Raw genomic sequence first — 17,145 nt, 5'->3', positions numbered from 1 at the left:
CATTATATGAAGAAACTTCTACTTTTGTGTATGATGGCCCTTGGAATAGGAGCTTCAGCACAAATCATTATGAGTGAGAGCTTCGAAGGGACCACTATTCCTTCCGGATGGGCAAGTAGTGTTGCCGGAACGGGGACCTCTTCCAATCCCGGAGGCTACGGAACCAGCGCAGGTACTGTGTGTGCGGGCAGTAAAGCCGTATACAAAAATCTTTACGGAAGTACCTATACCTCCTGGTTTATGACGTATAGCTCGACGGCTTCGAATGCTACGGCACTCAATTATTCTTTTAAGTATCTGGCAAAAGGTTACAGTACTTCGGGAGCGATTGAAGGAACGGTATCAGCAGATTACTCCATAGACGGTGGTACCACCTGGGTTGAAATTTTAGCTCCGGTTACACTAAGCAGTCCGAATGCTACACCGATACCTTGTACTACGGTGTCAGGAACTATTCCTGCCGGAACTATTCCTGCCGGTGCCAGTTTTAAATTCAGACTTAAAAGTACAAGCACTGCTGCTGCTGATTTTTATATGGGATTTGATGATGTTCAGCTTGCTCAGCTTGCGACAACAGCTCCGGCCTGTACGACGGTGTCAGCGCCTGCAAGTGCGGCTACCAATATTTCGGTAACTCCTACCATTACATGGGCTTCGGCTTCAAGTGCTACAAGTTATAAACTGAATATGGGAACCACTCCCGGCGGTACGGATATCATGAACGGACTGGATGTAGGAAATACTACTTCTTATGCAGTGCCTTCAACTTCTTCGCTTTCTTACAGTACAACTTATTACCTTACCGTATTACCGGTAAATAATATTGGAACCGCTTCAGGCTGTACGGAAACCAGCTTTACGACAACGACTATTCCTTGTCCGTCTGTTTCGGCTCCTTCCAGCGGTTTAGCGGGAGTTTCTTTAACGCCTACCATTACCTGGACAGCTACCTCCCAGGCAACAGGGTATAGGTTGAGAGTAGGAACTACGGCAGGAGGTTCCGATGTTTTGGATAATATAGATTTAGGGAATGTAACATCTTATACCTTTGCCACTCCTTTATCAGCTTCTACCAAATACTATTATGTCGTTAATTCGTATAACGTTGCGAGTGCTTCGGCTTCCTGTACGGAAAGGGATTTTACTACCGTTTGCGGAAGTTTACCAGCTCCATATTCGGAGAATTTCAATACAGGGGTTCTGCCTGGATGTTGGACGAATTCCAGTACAAGTAACACAGGATATGCATTATGGAGATTCAGCGGAACTCCTGATTATGGTACCACCAATAACGGAAGTGCTGCAGGAACTTATGCATGGGTAGATGCCTCTTCTCCATATGCGGGAATCCATGATGTAACTTTAACATCTCCTCAAATTAATTTAGCAGGTCTTGCTGCTCCATACGTAGAGTTCAAATGGTTTAAGAATCATCTATCGTCTGCTACGGGAACTACATTACCTTCTTATGATAATAATAGCTTAACGGTAGAAGTAAAGGAAATCAATGCTTCTGCGTGGACTTCGATATTCACCTCTTCTACCAACAGTGCGGTATGGAGAACGGAAGGAATTGCACTTCCTGCAAGTTATATCGGAACTACTATTCAGGTAAGATTTATCGTGGATAAAGATGTTGCTGGAAACGGATATTTCTATGACAATGTATTGTTGGATGATGTAGAAATAAAAGAAGCTCCTACATGTCTTAGCCCTTCTGCTCCGGCAGCAACCAATGTAACGGCATTGTCCGCTGATCTTGCATGGACAGCACCGGCTACAGCTCCAGGAAGTGGTTATGATATATATTTCAGTACCACAAATACTGCACCGGTAGCGGCAACAGCACCAAGTGTAACCGGAGTAACCGCTACAAGTTATACTTTAAGTACAGGTCTGGCTCCATCCACCACTTATTATGTGTGGGTAAGATCACGTTGTTCAGCTAATGATCAAAGTGACTGGGTAGGACCGGTATCATTTACAACTACTACATTTTGTCCTGTGGTTACAGCTCCTGCAGCCAACGAGATCGGTACTTCCGTAACGCCTACGATTACATGGGATCCGGTGACCGGGGCTACGGGATATAAACTGACGGTGGGTACCACAGCCGGAGGTACCAATGTTTTAAATAACATCGACCTCGGAAATGTCACTTCATATACATTTGCGACAGCATTGGCCAACAGTACTCAATATTATTATACCGTAAATGCTTATAATGCTACTGTGACTTCATCATCATGCTCGGAAAGAAGCTTTACCACTGTTTGTGCAGCGGTTACGGCTCCGTTCTCTGAGACATTCAGTGGAGGTTCTTTACCATCCTGCTGGACCAATTCAAGTACCAGCAATACGGGATATGCTTTATGGAGATTCAGCGGAACTCCTGATTATGGTACCACCAATAACGGAAGTACGGCCGGAACCTATGCATGGGTAGATGCCTCTTCTCCTTACGATGGAATACATGATGTTACCCTGACGACTCCACAGATTAATTTGGCGGGTATTACGGAACCATATCTTAAATTCAAATGGTTTAAAAACCATTTATCATCTGCTACCGGGACTACACTGCCTTCTTACGATAATAATCAGTTGACAGTAGAAGTGAAAGAAGCTAATGCCACTACATGGACGACGGTGTTTACTTCTTCTACCAATAGTGCTTCATGGAGAACCGAGGGGATTACTCTTCCTGCGAGCTATTTGGGAACTACGGTTCAGGTCAGATTCATCGTGGATAAAGATGTTGCCGGTAATGGATATTTCTATGACAATGTGTTATTGGATGATATAGAAGTGAATGAAAAATCTATTTTAGGAACTTCCGAAAATACGGTAGTCAAAAATACGGTTAAGATCTATCCGAATCCATTTGTAGATGAATTGAATATTTCTGATATTTCCAAAGTAAAATCAGTTTCTATAACTGATATCTCCGGAAAATTGGTTAAAACAATCTCTCAGCCTGCATCAACTCTTTATTTAAATGAATTGATCTCAGGAATGTATTTAGTTACATTGGAAATGAAAGATGGTTCTAAACAGACATTCAAAGCTATTAAAAGATAATAATAGATATATAATGGGAACGGGGGCTTTAAAGCCCCCGTTTTTTTATGAATAAAGGGAACTTCACAGCTCCCTTTTTTATTTTGAGATTATTTATCCGGTACGGGCTGAATATCACCTGTATTCATATGGGCAAATACAGCAGGGAAAAACATGACGAGTATAAAGTAAATGATAATCATAAGAGCAATTAATGCAAATAAGATAACGACGAGACTGTTGGGTTTGTTTTTCTTTTTTGGTTCCATGATAATTTTATGATTTTGGTTAGTATAGATTATACTAAGCTAATTTCTTGCCACATTGCTTACAATAGCGGGCATCATCATCAATATCTTCATTTCCGCAACGGTCACAGACCTTTTCAAGGTTCTGTCTTTTATTTCTCATCTCGGCCGTTACAATTCCGGTGGGAACGGCAATAATGGAATAACCGGCAAGCATCAGAATGATAGCAAAAAACTTCCCCATCGGAGTAATAGGGGAAACATCTCCATATCCTACGGTGGTTACGGTAACTACGGCCCAGTAGATGGATTGCGGAATCGTTTCGAAGCCGGGGCGGCCGCCTTCCACCATAAACATTAAGGATCCCACTATGACGGAAAAGATAATCAGGAACAGCAGGAAAATATAGATCTTTCTGGAACTGTTCTTTAATGCCCTTACGATAAGATACCCGTCGTTCATGAAATCCATAAGGTTGAAAATCCTGAATATCCTTAGCATTCTCAGCATTCGGAAAATCAGAAAATACTTGGTGATAGGAAAGAAAAAACTTAGGTAGAAAGGAACCAGTGCCAGAAAATCTATGATCCCGAAAAAGCTGAAGATATAGCTGCGCTTGTTTTTCACAATGGCAATCCGCATAATATATTCTACCGTAAAGAACATGGAAATAATCCATTCAAAAACAATGAAAAAGAGATGCAGTTTTTTATCATAGGCCGGAACACTTTCCAGCATGATGATCAGGGTACTGATAAGGATCAGGGACAGGAGGATTACATCAAATAATTTACCGAGCTTGGTATCTGCCCGGTATATAACACGATATAAAAACCTTTTCCAGAGGACATCTTCAGGAACAAGATTATGCTCTCTTTCCATGTTTAGACTTTTTTTAAAATTAACAAATTATTCCTATTTTCGTAGCAAACATACACAATAAAATGACAATACGAGAAGTAATCTCAGAAATAGAGAAACATATTGCGATACAGCAGGCTGAGGATTTTGATAATGTAGGATTATTATGCGGACTTCCTTCCCGTGAAGTTACCGGTATTCTGGTGTGTCATGATGCGTTGGAGAATGTGGTGGAAGAGGCTTCTCAAAAAGGATATAATCTTATTGTATGCTTTCATCCTATTGTTTTTTCAGGGCTTAAAAGTATTACCGGCAAAAATTACGTGGAAAGAGCGGTTCTGAAAGCCATTGAAAATAAAATTGCTATTTATGCCATACATACGGCTTTTGATAATGATTATTTTGGCGTTAATGCCGGAATATGTAATCATCTGGGACTGAAAAACCTTCATATTTTACAGCCTAAAAAAAATAACCTGAAACAGCTCACTGTATACGTCCCGTCTGACTATTCGGAAAAGGTAAAAGAAGCAGTCTTTTCGGCAGGAGCAGGAAATATAGGTTTCTATGACGAATGCAGCTTTACTGTTAAAGGAGATGGTACGTTCCGTCCTGTTGAAGGTTCCAATCCTTTTTCAGGACAAAAAAATATCCGTGAAAATGCAGATGAAAAGATGATTTCGGTAATTTTTGAAGGATATAAGCAGAATGACATTCTTTCAGCGGTGAAAAATGCACATCCATATGAAGAGGTGGCGCATCAGATTTACAGTCTGGATAATGAAAATCAGTATTCAGGGCTGGGAATGTATGGTGAATGGGATGAGGAGATGGAAGAAAAGGACTTTTTAAAGCTGGTCAAAGAAAAATTCAATCTGGACGTGATCAGGCATTCCGATTATACCGGAAGAAAAATAAAAAGAGTAGGAGTTTTGGGAGGTTCAGGAGCAAGCGGAATAAAATCGGCACTTTCCCAAAAATGTGATGCTTATCTTACGGGAGATATAAAATATCATGATTTTTTCCTTGCGGAATCCAAAATGTTGATTTGTGATATAGGACATTATGAGTCCGAACAATTTGTTACTCAACAATTATTTGAAATATTGTCACAAAAATTTAGTACATTTGCAATCTCAAAATCTAGCGAAAGAACAAACCCAGTAAATTATTTCCTTTAAATATGGCAAAAACCAACGATATTTCAGTTGAAGAGAAATTAAGAGCTTTGTATGATTTACAAATCATAGATTCAAGATTGGATGAGATCCGAAACACAAGAGGAGAATTGCCAATTGAAGTTGAAGATCTTGAAATCGAGATTGAAGGACTTGAAAAAAGAGCTGAAAAATTTCATGCTGATATTAAAGATCAAAATGATCAGATTAGTACGAAACATGAAGTAATTAACCATGCTAAAACTTTGATTGAAAAATACAAATCTCAACAGGATAATGTAAGAAACAATAAAGAGTTTGAAGCTTTGGGTAAAGAAATTGAATATCAGGATCTTGAAATTCAGTTAGCAGAAAAAAGAATTAAGGAGTACGGAGCAAAAATCGCTCATAAAAATGAAACTTTAAATGAGTTGAATGAAAAAATCGACGAATTAAAGAAACATTTGAAATTTAAAAAAGAGGAATTAGACGGTCTTATCGCTGAAACTCAGAAAGAAGAGGAGTATTTGATTGAACAGTCTAAAGAATTTGCTGCTAAAATTGATGAAAGATTATTGGCTTCCTATAACAGAATCAGAAGCAACTCTATAAATGGATTGGCGGTAGTAGGATTGGAAAGAGGAGCTCCGAAAGGATCATTCTTTACTATCCCGCCTCAGAAGCAAATGGAAATTGCTCAGAGAAAGAAAATCATTATTGATGAGCACTCTGGGAAAATCCTTGTAGATGACGAATTGGTAATGGAAGAGAACGAAAAAATGAAATCTGTAATTAAGTTTTAATTCAGATCCTAGAAAAGATATAAAAGACCGGAAGAATTACTTCCGGTCTTTTTGTTGGTCAATTCCGTAATAAAAGTTGATTTCTTTACAAAGATCTACTATGGCTGCCTTTCCGGAAGAAGTAAATCCGGTCAGGTAATACTGGGTTTCTTTACCTTTATTAAAAACTTTATGCCTTTTAGCAGGAATATCAATTTCAGCGGTAGAATTATTGCAGCTTAGGCAGATGCTGATCTGGTTTATTTTTTTATTTCCTTTAAAAAATACCAGTCCGAGGTGAGGACGGAAGCAGGCTGCCGAATTGTCACCGTAGCTCGATTTCTGGGCTAATGCCGTTAAGATCCGGTCTGCCTGTTGCTGATTCAGAAACTGTTGTTTTACGATAACAGGAACAAACTTTTCTTTCTCATTAACTGCATCAGGATATATTTCTTCGTCACCCATGAAATCATAGGCAATAAGCTTATCATAATCCAGTTTATCAAAAGGAGTTCCGTTATGAGGGTTGGGTTGTATAAGAGCGGCAGTCTGAACATAGCTTATCAATTCCTTTTCTGTTAATACAGTGATGGTATCCTGCTCCGGAAAGGGCTTGCTTTCGATTTCTTCCCCTATGCTTTTTTGTGGTCTTTCCGCTTTTTTCATGCAGGAAAGTGTAAAAAAAGCCAACCCGATAAGTATGGACTGGCTAATCAATATTTTGATGAATAATTTCATTTCAGGTTTTTACTGCTGATGATCGTACATTTTATTGTAAAGGTCCATGAAATTTTCTTTTATGGCTTTTCTTTTCAGTTTTAAGGTAGGTGTTAAAAGTCCTGAATCTACGCTCCATACCTCCGGAGTAAGCTCAATCTTTTTAATTCTTTCCCAGTTTCCTAAATTCTGATTAAAACCTTCGATTTCCTTTTCAATTCTGGCTTTAAGCTCCGGACTTTGGGCTATTTCTTCAGGAGTGGATCCTATGGTAAGATTATTTCTCATGGCCCAGCTTTTCGCAAATTCGAAATCAGGCTGTACCAGAGCGCATGGCATTTTTTCGCCGTCTCCGACTACCATGATCTGCTCAATAAACTTAGAAGCTTTCACCATATTTTCTATGATCTGAGGAGCAATATATTTCCCTCCCGATGTTTTAAACATCTCTTTTTTACGGTCGGTGATCTGTAGGAAGCCATCAGTGTCAATATGCCCGATATCTCCTGTTTTGAAGTATCCGTCTTCCGTGAAAGCCTCTTTGGTTAATTCCTCATTTTGGAAATAACCTTTGAATATGGATGGCCCCTTTACTGTAATTTCGCCATCTTCCTGGATTTTTACACTTACATTATCTAAAGGAGGTCCTACGGTTCCCACTTTCATTTTTTCAAAGCTGTTTACGGATATTACCGGGGAAGTCTCCGTAAGTCCGTAACCTTCAAGAATTGGGATTCCGGCATTCTGGAACATAAGGTTAAGTCTTGTGGAAAGAGCTGCTGATCCTGATACCAAAGTAATGATTTCTCCACCCAAACCTTCTCTCCATTTTGAGAATACAAGCTTATCGGCAATGATTTCCTGTAAGCCGGACGGTTTTGAAACGGTAGTTTTCTTAGTAATAAGATTAAGCGCCCAGAAGAATATTTTAGACTTTAATCCTCCGGCGGAAGATCCTGTAAAATAAATCTTATCATATACTTTTTCTACCAATCTCGGAACAACGCTCATGTAATGAGGTTTTACCTCCTTTACGTTTTCTCCCATTTTATCAATGCTTTCAGCAAAATAGACCGAAAAACCATTATATTGGAAAAGGTAGAAAAGCATTCTTTCGAAAATATGACATATCGGTAAAAAGCTCAGTACTCTTGTATCTTTATAATCAAGGCTTTTTTTCTTGGGGATTCTTGGAAGTGAGCCCAGTACATTGGAAACTATGTTTTCGTGGCTCAGCATTACTCCTTTAGGCTTACCCGTCGTTCCTGAGGTATAGATTAATGTAGCCAGGTCTTCCGGATTGATCGTATTGGAAATATCTTCCACTTCAATTTGAGTGGATTCGTCTTCTCCCAAGTCCAGGATTTCTCTCCAATGTGCTGCCCCCGCAATTTTATCAAAGGTGAAAATACCCTGTAGAGAAGAAATGTGGTGTTTTACCTTCATCACTTTTCCTAAAAGTTCTTTGTCGGAAACAAAACAATACTTAATTTCGGCGTTATTAAATATAAATTCATAATCTTCAGAAGAAATATTAGGATATACAGGAACGGAAACTACTCCGATTTGGGAAAGTCCCAAATCCATGATAGCCCACTCTGTACGTGAATTGGTAGTGATTATAGCAATCTTATCGCCGGGTTTTATCCCTAGCTTGATAAGCCCCCTTGAAATTTTATTAGCTTCATTAATAAACTCAAAAGTTGAAATTTTCTTCCATTCACCATGATATTTTGTTGCAAACATATCATTTTTAGGAAGATTTTTCAATGCGTAATGAGGAATATCGAATAATCTTTTAATCTTCATAATTTTTTATTAAATAAAAGGTCCTAAATATAAACAAATTTTGTGTAATAAGTGAAAAACTCCAAATAATTTTCAAAAACCAATTATTTTTTCAGTTTTACGTAAAAAGTGTAAATTTACGAACAACTAATTATTACAATTTTATGGACTTTAATTTATCAGAAGAACAGCTGATGATTCAGCAGGCAGCAAGAGACTTTGCACAAACCGAACTTTTACCTGGAGTTATTGAAAGAGACCGCGATCAGAAGTTTCCTACAGAGCAGGTAAAAAAAATGGGGGAGATGGGATTGCTAGGTATGATGGTAGATCCGAAATATGGAGGAGCAGGTATGGACAGTGTTTCCTATGTGCTGGCTATGGAGGAAATTGCAAAAATTGATGCTTCTGCCGCAGTTGTGATGTCTGTAAACAATTCATTGGTATGTGCAGGATTGGAGAAATACTGTACAGAAGAACAAAAACAAAAATATTTAGTTCCATTGGCAAGTGGCCAGGTTATCGGTGCTTTTGCACTTTCTGAACCGGAAGCGGGATCAGATGCCACTTCTCAGAAAACAACCGCAGAGGATAAAGGAGACTATTATCTTCTTAACGGAATTAAAAACTGGATTACCAATGGAGGAAATGCTTCTTACTATGTTGTAATCGCACAGACGGATCCTGAAAAGAAACATAAAGGAATCAATGCGTTCATCGTAGAAAGAGGTTGGGAAGGATTTGAAATAGGTCCGAAAGAAGATAAACTGGGAATCCGGGGAAGTGATACCCACTCTTTGATTTTCAATAATGTAAAGGTGCCTAAAGAAAACAGAATCGGAGAAGACGGGTTTGGTTTCAATTTTGCAATGGGTGTATTGAATGGAGGTAGAATAGGAATTGCTTCCCAGGCATTGGGAATTGCTTCCGGAGCTTATGAATTGGCCCTTAAATATGCTAAGACAAGAAAAGCTTTTAAAACAGAAATTATCAATCACCAGGCTATTGCATTTAAATTAGCGGATATGGCCACTCAGATTACAGCAGCCAGAATGCTTTGCTTTAAAGCAGCAGTAGAAAAAGATGCCGGTAAAGATATCTCTGAAAGTGGAGCAATGGCCAAATTATATGCTTCCCAGGTGGCAATGGATACCACTATTGAAGCAGTACAGATCCACGGTGGATACGGATATGTGAAAGAATATCACGTGGAAAGATTAATGCGTGATGCGAAAATTACGCAGATTTATGAAGGAACTTCCGAGATCCAGAAAATTGTGATCTCCAGAAGTATCGCAAAATAGTCAAACGTTAAAAAACACTATTTTATGAAAAAATATACATGGATTACTCTCGGTGTCATTCTTCTATTATTAGGAGTATTTGTATGGTATAAATATTTCTTTGTTTTTGGAGAAGGAGTAAAATCTGGTTATCTGAACTATGCCATCAGAAAAGGTTATGTTTTCAAAACCTATGAAGGTAAATTAATTCAGGAAGGTTTCGGACGCGGAAAGACAGGAACCATTACCAGCTACGAATTTGAATTTTCAGTACAGGATCCTGAAATTTTTAAACAACTGGAAATGAACAGCGGAAAATCCTTTGATCTTCATTATAAAGAATACAACGGAGCGCTTCCCTGGAGAGGAAATACCAAGTATGTAGTGGATAAAATAGTTAATATGAAATAAATAAAAAGCCTTTCAGATCCCTGAAAGGCTTTTCTGTTAAGAATGGTGCTGGTGTTTATCATGACGAATGTTGGAATCGTTCTTAGGCCCCGGATTTTTCTTTTTATAGAAATAATATCCTATTCCGCCTATGAGAAATAAAGGCCAGAAAGGGAGAAGGAAAAGAAAAATGGAAGTAATTACATTCCAGCCGGAAGAAATGGCGTCGAAAGACTTTTCTCCGAAACTTTTATCCTTTTCGGAAGCAGCATCGGCGGAAGTTTTAGCGTAGAGGGTGATTTCCATGTCACAAAAGGTATTGTTGACAAAATCCTGTCCCGATATATCAACTCCTTTGCTTTCCACATTTCCGATATTGTAGCTTAAAGCATCCATCAGATAATCAAATTTCTGAATAGGAACTTTTACCTTCAGATAAGCGATTTTCTGATCATTATTATTGGAGGTGAAATTTTCGCTTTTTATATAACCGTCATATTTTCTGATCTCTTCCTTTACCGCTTCTTTAGCTGTTTCCCAATTATCTACACTGAGTTCTATGGTACCTGTTTTTACCATTTTATGAATGGGAATACTGAGTTCCGGATCTTTTTTCTCCGGCTTTTCCCTGTAAATGATTTGGGTTTCCTTTACTACCTGTGGAGCGGTATTGTTCTTTTTAGATTGAACTGCGGAAGAATCCTTTATTTTGGTTTGGGACTCCAGCTTCACGGAAGAAATTTTATCTTTTAAGGAATCTACCAGTTTGGAAGTGGTCTCAAACTTTTCTTTGATTTCCTCTTTCTTATCATTAAAATCTTTGATCTTAATACTGGAAGAGTCTAAAATAGCCTGTGCAGCATTATCTATGGTATTTGCCGCTTCCTTACTTTCTGAAGCGACACTGTCGATCTTTTTAACGGCATTATCAATATGAGACTGAACGGTTTCTCCCTTTTTGCACATAATGAAACTGCCGGAAGCCATCAATAGAAATATGAACTTTTTCATAAGGTAAATTTTTGATAGCGTAAAATTAGGGGAGAGTGACGGTTTGTGTTTGTAAAAGAGATGCAAGATAATAGTAAAATTATAAAGTACTGATAATTAAATTTTTATTTCTGTTTTACAAATGATTTACAAAAGAGGAAAGCCTTAGAAATTCAAAATAATTTCATAGTTACGGTTGAAGCAACAAAAAAACCGTTCATTAAGAACGGCTTTTAATATGATGAGTTAAAACTTACTCTTTTTCAAATTCACTGATGAAGTGAAGCTTCACATTCGGGAATTTTTCTTGTGTCATATGAATTGTGAATGAAGAATCTGCAAGGAATACCAATTGATTGTATTTATCCCTTGCCAGGAACCTTTGCTTAAGTCTGGCAAATTCTTTAAATTCTTCTGATTTTTCATCTGCTTCCACCCAGCATGCCTTATGCATAGAAAGAGGTTCATAGGTACATTTAGCGCCATATTCATGCTCTAAACGGTACTGGATAACTTCATACTGAAGAGCGCCCACCGTTCCGATGATCTTTCTGTTGTTCATTTCCAGGGTGAATAGCTGTGCCACACCTTCATCCATAAGCTGATCGATACCTTTGGCCAATTGTTTGGCTTTTAAAGGATCATCATTATTGATATAACGGAAATGCTCCGGAGAGAAGCTTGGGATTCCTTTAAAGCTTAATTTCTCACCACCTGTTAAGGTGTCTCCGATTCTGAAGTTTCCGGTGTCATGAAGGCCGACGATATCGCCAGGGAAGCTTTCGTCCACGACCTCTTTTTTATCAGCGAAGAAGGCATTCGGTGAAGAAAATTTAACTTTTTTATTCTCTCTTACCAATAAGTAGTTTTCATTTCTTTTGAAGGTTCCCGATACGATCTTTACGAAAGCCAGTCTGTCCCTGTGCTTAGGATCCATATTGGCATGGATTTTAAAAACAAATCCCGTAAAGTTATTTTCCTCCGGTTTTACCAGTCGTATATCGCTTTCCTTAGGTTGTGGCATCGGAGCAATTTCAATAAAAGCATCCAAAAGTTCACGAACCCCGAAATTATTTAAAGCAGATCCAAAGAATACGGGCTGTAAATCCCCTTTCATATAATCTTCACGGCTGAACTCAGGATAAACGGATTCTATAAGTTCCAGTTCCTCACGAAGGTTTTGAGCCGCTTTGGCTCCGATTACCTCATCTATGGAAGGGTCGTTGATATCATCAAACCTGATGGTTTCTCCTACCTTTTGTTTCTTTTCTTCTAAAAATAGCTGAATGTTGTTTTCCCAGATATTATAAATTCCCTGGAAATCACTTCCCATACCGATAGGTAAGGAGAGTGGAACCACGCGGAGTCCCAATTTCTGTTCTACCTCATCCAATAAATCAAAAGCATCCTTACCTTCACGGTCCAGCTTATTAATAAAAACAAGCATCGGGATATTTCTCATTCTGCAGACCTGTACCAGCTTTTCAGTTTGTTCTTCCACCCCTTTGGCAACGTCAATCACCACAATAACGGAATCTACGGCTGTTAAAGTTCGGTAGGTATCTTCTGCAAAGTCTTTGTGACCCGGTGTATCGAGAATATTGATTTTATGATCTTTATATTCAAATGCCAATACGGAAGTTGCCACGGAGATTCCTCTCTGTCTTTCAATTTCCATAAAGTCGGAGGTAGCTCCTTTTTTTATTTTGTTGGATTTTACCGCACCCGCTTCCTGAATAGCACCCCCGAAGAGAAGAAGTTTCTCGGTAAGGGTTGTTTTTCCGGCATCCGGGTGGGAAATAATCCCGAAAGTCTTTCTTTTTTGTATTTCTTTGATTAAATCTGACATACTGTATTTTGAGGTTGCAAAAATCGTAATTTTTTACGAGGATGTCAAATAAAATTACAGGCAATCACTTTTACCATAAATAGGCTTATAATTGAAAAACATGCCTGTACCTGTTTCTGATTCAGGAGCTGGGAAAATTCTTTACGGATCATGCTGCTGTCTGCCCGGGTAAGTATTTTCGTTTTTTTAGTTGTCTAAGGCAGGCAAAAAAATTATCTTTGTTCGATTAATTATTAAAAGAAAAGCATGGATAGCAGTAAGTATCCCCAATTTACTTTTACATGGATAGGTGCCCTGGTTTTAATCATCGGGATGTTTATGGGTACCACGGTCGTCTCTTTGATCAATGTTTTTTGGATGTTTATATTTAAAGAGAACCTACAATATTCGGATGCTTATCTTATGATTGGGAATGCCGTAGGATTTTTAAGTGCGATCGCCTTATTTGATTTTCTTATCGTAAGACCTACCACCAAGAAAAAACTCAATTTCAACTTTTCTCCCACCAATTTTTATACGTATGTGCTGATATTTCCCATGATGTTGGGAATGATGTTTATCGCTGAATTTATTACCTCTCTTATTCCTGTGACAGGACCTTTCTTCGGGAAATATTATGAGTTTTTTAATCAGCTTATGGAGCAGCTTACGGATGATAAGGCGGTGATGGTGATTACTGCTGTAATAATGGCTCCGATATTTGAAGAGATCATATTCAGGGGGATCATACAGAAAGGCTTGATCAATAAAGGAGTGAAGCCCTGGAAAGCTATTTTATCGGCATCCGTTATTTTCGGGCTTGTTCATGGCAACCCATGGCAGCTGGTAGGAGCTATTTTGCTGGGCTGTGTGTTGGGGCTGGTGTATTACAGGACCAAATCCCTGCTTTTACCGATGTTCCTGCATGCCTTTAATAACCTTTGTTCGTCATTATTAATAACCTATACTAAAGATGAAAGTTTTTCAGCAGCATTTCATGTTTCCGAGTGGGTCATATTAGCATTGGGGATTGTACTTTTCTCTTTGTTTTATTACCTGTTTATGAATAATAAAATACATTACGCTGAAAATTAATAAAAATTAAAATGGAATTACTTGTAGCAACACACAACCAACATAAAAAAGAAGAGATTCAGCAGATTCTCGGAAATGAATTTACCGTTAAAAGTCTTACAGATTATAATATCCATGAGGAGATTGTGGAAGATGGAGATTCATTTAATGCCAACGCTCTCATAAAAGCCAAATACTGTTTTGAAAAAACGGGGATTCCAAGTTTGGGAGATGACAGTGGATTGGTAGTAGAGGCATTGGATGGAAGACCGGGAATTTATTCTGCCCGTTATGCCGGAGATCATGATTTTGCTAAAAATATAGAAAAGGTCCTCAGAGAGCTGGAAGGAGAAACAAATAGAAAAGCCTATTTTATTACGGTTTTATGCTATTATGATGAGAATGGCACCCAATACTTCGAAGGAAAAGCTCATGGGAACCTATTAACGGAAAATAAAGGATTTAAAGGATTCGGGTATGATCCCATATTTGTTCCGGAGGGTTATGATATGACCTTTGCGCAGATGGAACCCGAAGATAAAAATAAAATCAGCCACCGCAGGAAAGCGATGGATCTCTTTTTAGATAATTTAAAAGGGAGCAATAGACATTGATGAATGTCTATTTTAATCAAAAACAGAATTTCTGTTGTACATTTGTCATAATAAATTAATGATTTGAGTACTTATTTAACAATATTAGGCTTTAACTCGGCCATCCCTACCATTAATTCTTCTCCCACGGCCCAGCTGCTGGAAATGGAAGAAAGGAACTTCCTCATTGATTGTGGTGAAGGAACACAGGTGCAGCTGAGAAAGGCCAAAGCCCGGTTTTCAAAAATCAATCATATTTTTATCTCGCATCTTCATGGTGACCATTGTTTCGGGCTGCCGGGACTTATCGCTTCCTTCAGATTATTGGGAAGGGAAAATCCCCTGCATGTATACGGTCCGAAAGGAATCAAAAAAATGCTCGAAACTATTTTTACGATTACGGAAACGCATCGTGGTTTTGAAGTGGTTTATCATGAGCTGGATAAAGACTATTCTGAAAAAATATACGAAGATAATAGAGTAGAGGTCTATACGATCCCTTTGGATCACAGGATCTACTGTAACGGCTATCTGTTCAGGGAAAAACCTAAGGAAAGACATCTCAATATGCAGGAGATTTCCAAATATAAGGAAATTGAAGTCTGTGATTATCATAACCTGAAAGCAGGAAAAGATTTTGTGTTGGAAGATGGTTACGTCCTGAAAAATGAAGTATTGACCACCGATCCTGCACCACCTGTTACCTATGCGTTTTGCAGTGATACACGCTATTTGGAATCTGTAATCCCGATTGTAAAAAATGTAACGGTGATGTATCATGAAGCTACATTTCTCCATGATTTAAAAGAGATGGCGGATTATACCGGTCATTCCACCGCCCTGGAAGCGGCTACCATTGCTCAGAAAGCACAGGTGGGCAAATTAATTTTAGGACATTTTTCCAACAGATATGCTGACCTTACCGTGTTTACTGATGAAGCCCGGACGATTTTTCCGAATACCTTTTTACCAAAGGCTTTAGAAACTGTCAAACTTTAGAAAAGATGTTGAATTTTGAAGAGCTGAAAGATTATCTTAATGAAAAGGCAGATCAATATAATAATCCTGAATTTATAGAGAATGATCCCATCCAGATTCCGCACCGTTTTTCATTAAAGCAGGATATAGAGATTGCCGGTTTTTTATCCGCTACCATTTCCTGGGGAAACAGGAAGTCAATTATCCGGTCAGCAGAAAAAATGCTGGATATTATGGGAAATTCACCTTATGATTTTGTGATCAACCATTCGGAAAAAGACCTTCGGCCCATTAAAGAAAAAAGTATTCACCGGACTTTTAATGGTGAGGATTTTGCTTACTTTATAAAACAGTTCAATAAGGTCTATAAAGAGAATGAGAGTTTAGAAAATCTCTTTGCAGTGCAGCAGGAAGAATCTAATTTCCTTCATTCTATTGAACGATTCAGAAACCGGTTTTTAGAAACGGAAAAACACAGAAGTCATAAGCATGTAAGTTCACCTTATAAAAATTCGTCCTCCAAAAGGATCGTTATGTTTTTAAGATGGATGGTAAGAAAAGATAAAAAAGGAGTGGATTTCGGAATATGGGAAAAAATTGATCCGAAATATCTGTCCATTCCATTGGATGTGCATACCGGAAATATATCCCGTCAATTGGGACTTATTTCCAGAACACAAAACGACTGGAAAACGGTGGAAGAGCTCGATGAGGTCGTAAGAAAATTAGATAAAAGTGATCCTGCCAAATATGATTTTGCTCTATTCGGATTAGGAGTGACCAAAGAATTACTGTAATAAAACTCGGCACTGATGAAAACCAAAAATGAAAATATTGAAGCTTTAGAAAAGATAGCTAACGGAATTACCTCATGGATAGGCTCTGTTCCTTCGCTTATTGCCCATAGCTTATTCTTCATCATCTCTTTTTTATTACCATTACTGAATATTGTCGAATTTGATAAAATGCTGCTGATCCTGACTACGGTAGTTTCCCTGGAAGCCATTTATCTGGCTATTTTTATCCAGATGTCCGTTAATAAAAGTCATGAAAAGATTGAAGATATTCAGGAGGATATTGAAGATATCCAGGTGGATATAGAGGAGATCAGTGAGGATATAGAAGAAATCAGCGAAGATATCGAAGAGATCAGTGAAGATATCGAGGAAATTAATGAAGACATTGAAGATATTCAGGAGGATATTGAAGAGATCAATGATGAAGAGGAAGAAGAGGATCATAATGAGAGAGCCAAGAATGTTATTCTGAAAAGCAATGTGAATTCTAATAAAAATGAAATCAAACTTTTAAAAGATCAGATAAATCAATTACAGCAAGTAATTAATGAATTGAAAAAAGAATAATGATATTTAAATATTTTTATTATTTTTGGAA

16 protein-coding genes are annotated in these 17,145 nt (G+C 38.2%); 10 read left to right on the top strand and 6 right to left on the bottom strand.

Annotated features, from left to right (window positions below):
* The first annotated feature begins 6 nt into the window (after window positions 1-6).
* The gene (locus tag ABJ974_RS10755) at window positions 7-3,081 is read left to right on the top strand and encodes a fibronectin type III domain-containing protein (protein WP_419868252.1); all 3,075 of its coding nucleotides are present in this window, start codon (window positions 7-9) and stop codon (window positions 3,079-3,081) included.
* Window positions 3,082-3,170: 89 nt separating this feature from the next.
* Here the strand turns inward: ABJ974_RS10755 and ABJ974_RS10750 are convergent, their stop codons facing one another.
* Both ABJ974_RS10750 and ABJ974_RS10745 read right to left on the bottom strand, forming a co-directional pair.
* Window positions 3,171-3,329, bottom strand: a complete 159-nt coding sequence (locus tag ABJ974_RS10750; protein WP_419868251.1) for a hypothetical protein — start codon at window positions 3,327-3,329, stop codon at window positions 3,171-3,173.
* Window positions 3,330-3,363: 34 nt separating this feature from the next.
* Window positions 3,364-4,191 (bottom strand): ion transporter, encoded by an 828-nt coding sequence (locus ABJ974_RS10745; protein ID WP_419868250.1) that lies wholly within the window; start codon window positions 4,189-4,191, stop codon window positions 3,364-3,366.
* 62 nt (window positions 4,192-4,253) lie between these two features.
* Between ABJ974_RS10745 and ABJ974_RS10740 the strand changes: the two genes are divergently transcribed.
* Both ABJ974_RS10740 and ABJ974_RS10735 read left to right on the top strand, forming a co-directional pair.
* Complete coding sequence (locus ABJ974_RS10740) at window positions 4,254-5,351, top strand: Nif3-like dinuclear metal center hexameric protein (RefSeq protein WP_419868249.1); 1,098 nt, start codon at window positions 4,254-4,256, stop codon at window positions 5,349-5,351.
* Between the two features lie 2 nt (window positions 5,352-5,353).
* A complete protein-coding gene (locus tag ABJ974_RS10735) occupies window positions 5,354-6,130 on the top strand; it encodes a zinc ribbon domain-containing protein (RefSeq protein ID WP_419868248.1) in 777 nt (258 codons plus the stop codon).
* Between the two features lie 36 nt (window positions 6,131-6,166).
* On the opposite strand, the gene ABJ974_RS10730 is transcribed toward ABJ974_RS10735, so the two are convergent.
* Together ABJ974_RS10730 and ABJ974_RS10725 are read right to left on the bottom strand one after the other, a co-directional pair.
* Window positions 6,167-6,847, bottom strand: a complete 681-nt coding sequence (locus ABJ974_RS10730) for a hypothetical protein (protein ID WP_419868247.1) — start codon at window positions 6,845-6,847, stop codon at window positions 6,167-6,169.
* A 9-nt stretch (window positions 6,848-6,856) separates the two neighbouring features.
* Window positions 6,857-8,635 (bottom strand): AMP-dependent synthetase/ligase, encoded by a 1,779-nt coding sequence (locus ABJ974_RS10725; RefSeq protein ID WP_419868246.1) that lies wholly within the window; start codon window positions 8,633-8,635, stop codon window positions 6,857-6,859.
* Between the two features lie 143 nt (window positions 8,636-8,778).
* Between ABJ974_RS10725 and ABJ974_RS10720 the strand changes: the two genes are divergently transcribed.
* Both ABJ974_RS10720 and ABJ974_RS10715 read left to right on the top strand, forming a co-directional pair.
* Complete coding sequence (locus ABJ974_RS10720) at window positions 8,779-9,918, top strand: acyl-CoA dehydrogenase (RefSeq protein ID WP_419868245.1); 1,140 nt, start codon at window positions 8,779-8,781, stop codon at window positions 9,916-9,918.
* Window positions 9,919-9,942: 24 nt separating this feature from the next.
* Window positions 9,943-10,308 (top strand): hypothetical protein, encoded by a 366-nt coding sequence (locus tag ABJ974_RS10715; protein WP_419868244.1) that lies wholly within the window; start codon window positions 9,943-9,945, stop codon window positions 10,306-10,308.
* 36 nt (window positions 10,309-10,344) lie between these two features.
* On the opposite strand, the gene ABJ974_RS10710 is transcribed toward ABJ974_RS10715, so the two are convergent.
* On the bottom strand, window positions 10,345-11,298 hold the full coding sequence (locus ABJ974_RS10710; protein WP_419868243.1) for a DUF4349 domain-containing protein: 954 nt from the start codon (window positions 11,296-11,298) through the stop codon (window positions 10,345-10,347).
* 232 nt (window positions 11,299-11,530) lie between these two features.
* The gene (locus ABJ974_RS10705) at window positions 11,531-13,126 is read right to left on the bottom strand and encodes a peptide chain release factor 3 (RefSeq protein WP_419868242.1); all 1,596 of its coding nucleotides are present in this window, start codon (window positions 13,124-13,126) and stop codon (window positions 11,531-11,533) included.
* Window positions 13,127-13,372: 246 nt separating this feature from the next.
* On the opposite strand from ABJ974_RS10705, the gene ABJ974_RS10700 reads away from it, so the two are divergent.
* From ABJ974_RS10700 to ABJ974_RS10680, 5 genes are all read left to right on the top strand, one after another.
* The gene (locus ABJ974_RS10700) at window positions 13,373-14,200 is read left to right on the top strand and encodes a CPBP family intramembrane glutamic endopeptidase (protein ID WP_419868241.1); all 828 of its coding nucleotides are present in this window, start codon (window positions 13,373-13,375) and stop codon (window positions 14,198-14,200) included.
* A 5-nt stretch (window positions 14,201-14,205) separates the two neighbouring features.
* Window positions 14,206-14,793, top strand: coding sequence for an RdgB/HAM1 family non-canonical purine NTP pyrophosphatase (gene rdgB / locus ABJ974_RS10695; protein ID WP_419870967.1), 588 nt, complete (start codon window positions 14,206-14,208; stop codon window positions 14,791-14,793).
* 63 nt (window positions 14,794-14,856) lie between these two features.
* On the top strand, window positions 14,857-15,771 hold the full coding sequence (locus ABJ974_RS10690; RefSeq protein WP_419868240.1) for a ribonuclease Z: 915 nt from the start codon (window positions 14,857-14,859) through the stop codon (window positions 15,769-15,771).
* A 5-nt stretch (window positions 15,772-15,776) separates the two neighbouring features.
* Window positions 15,777-16,547 carry a TIGR02757 family protein gene (locus ABJ974_RS10685; protein WP_419868239.1) on the top strand — a complete coding sequence of 257 codons (771 nt, stop codon included), beginning with the start codon at window positions 15,777-15,779 and terminating at the stop codon, window positions 16,545-16,547.
* Window positions 16,548-16,562: 15 nt separating this feature from the next.
* Window positions 16,563-17,114: a DUF1003 domain-containing protein gene (locus ABJ974_RS10680; protein WP_419868238.1), complete on the top strand. Its 552-nt coding sequence runs from the start codon at window positions 16,563-16,565 to the stop codon at window positions 17,112-17,114.
* Window positions 17,115-17,145: the final 31 nt, after the last annotated feature.

Origin of the sequence: Chryseobacterium sp. CT-SW4 (assembly GCF_048572715.1) — a bacterium.
Taxonomy (GTDB): Bacteria; Bacteroidota; Bacteroidia; order Flavobacteriales; family Weeksellaceae; genus Chryseobacterium.
The sequence above is the reverse complement of the archived record's forward strand: the minus strand, read 5'-3'. Positions and strand labels throughout refer to the sequence as shown.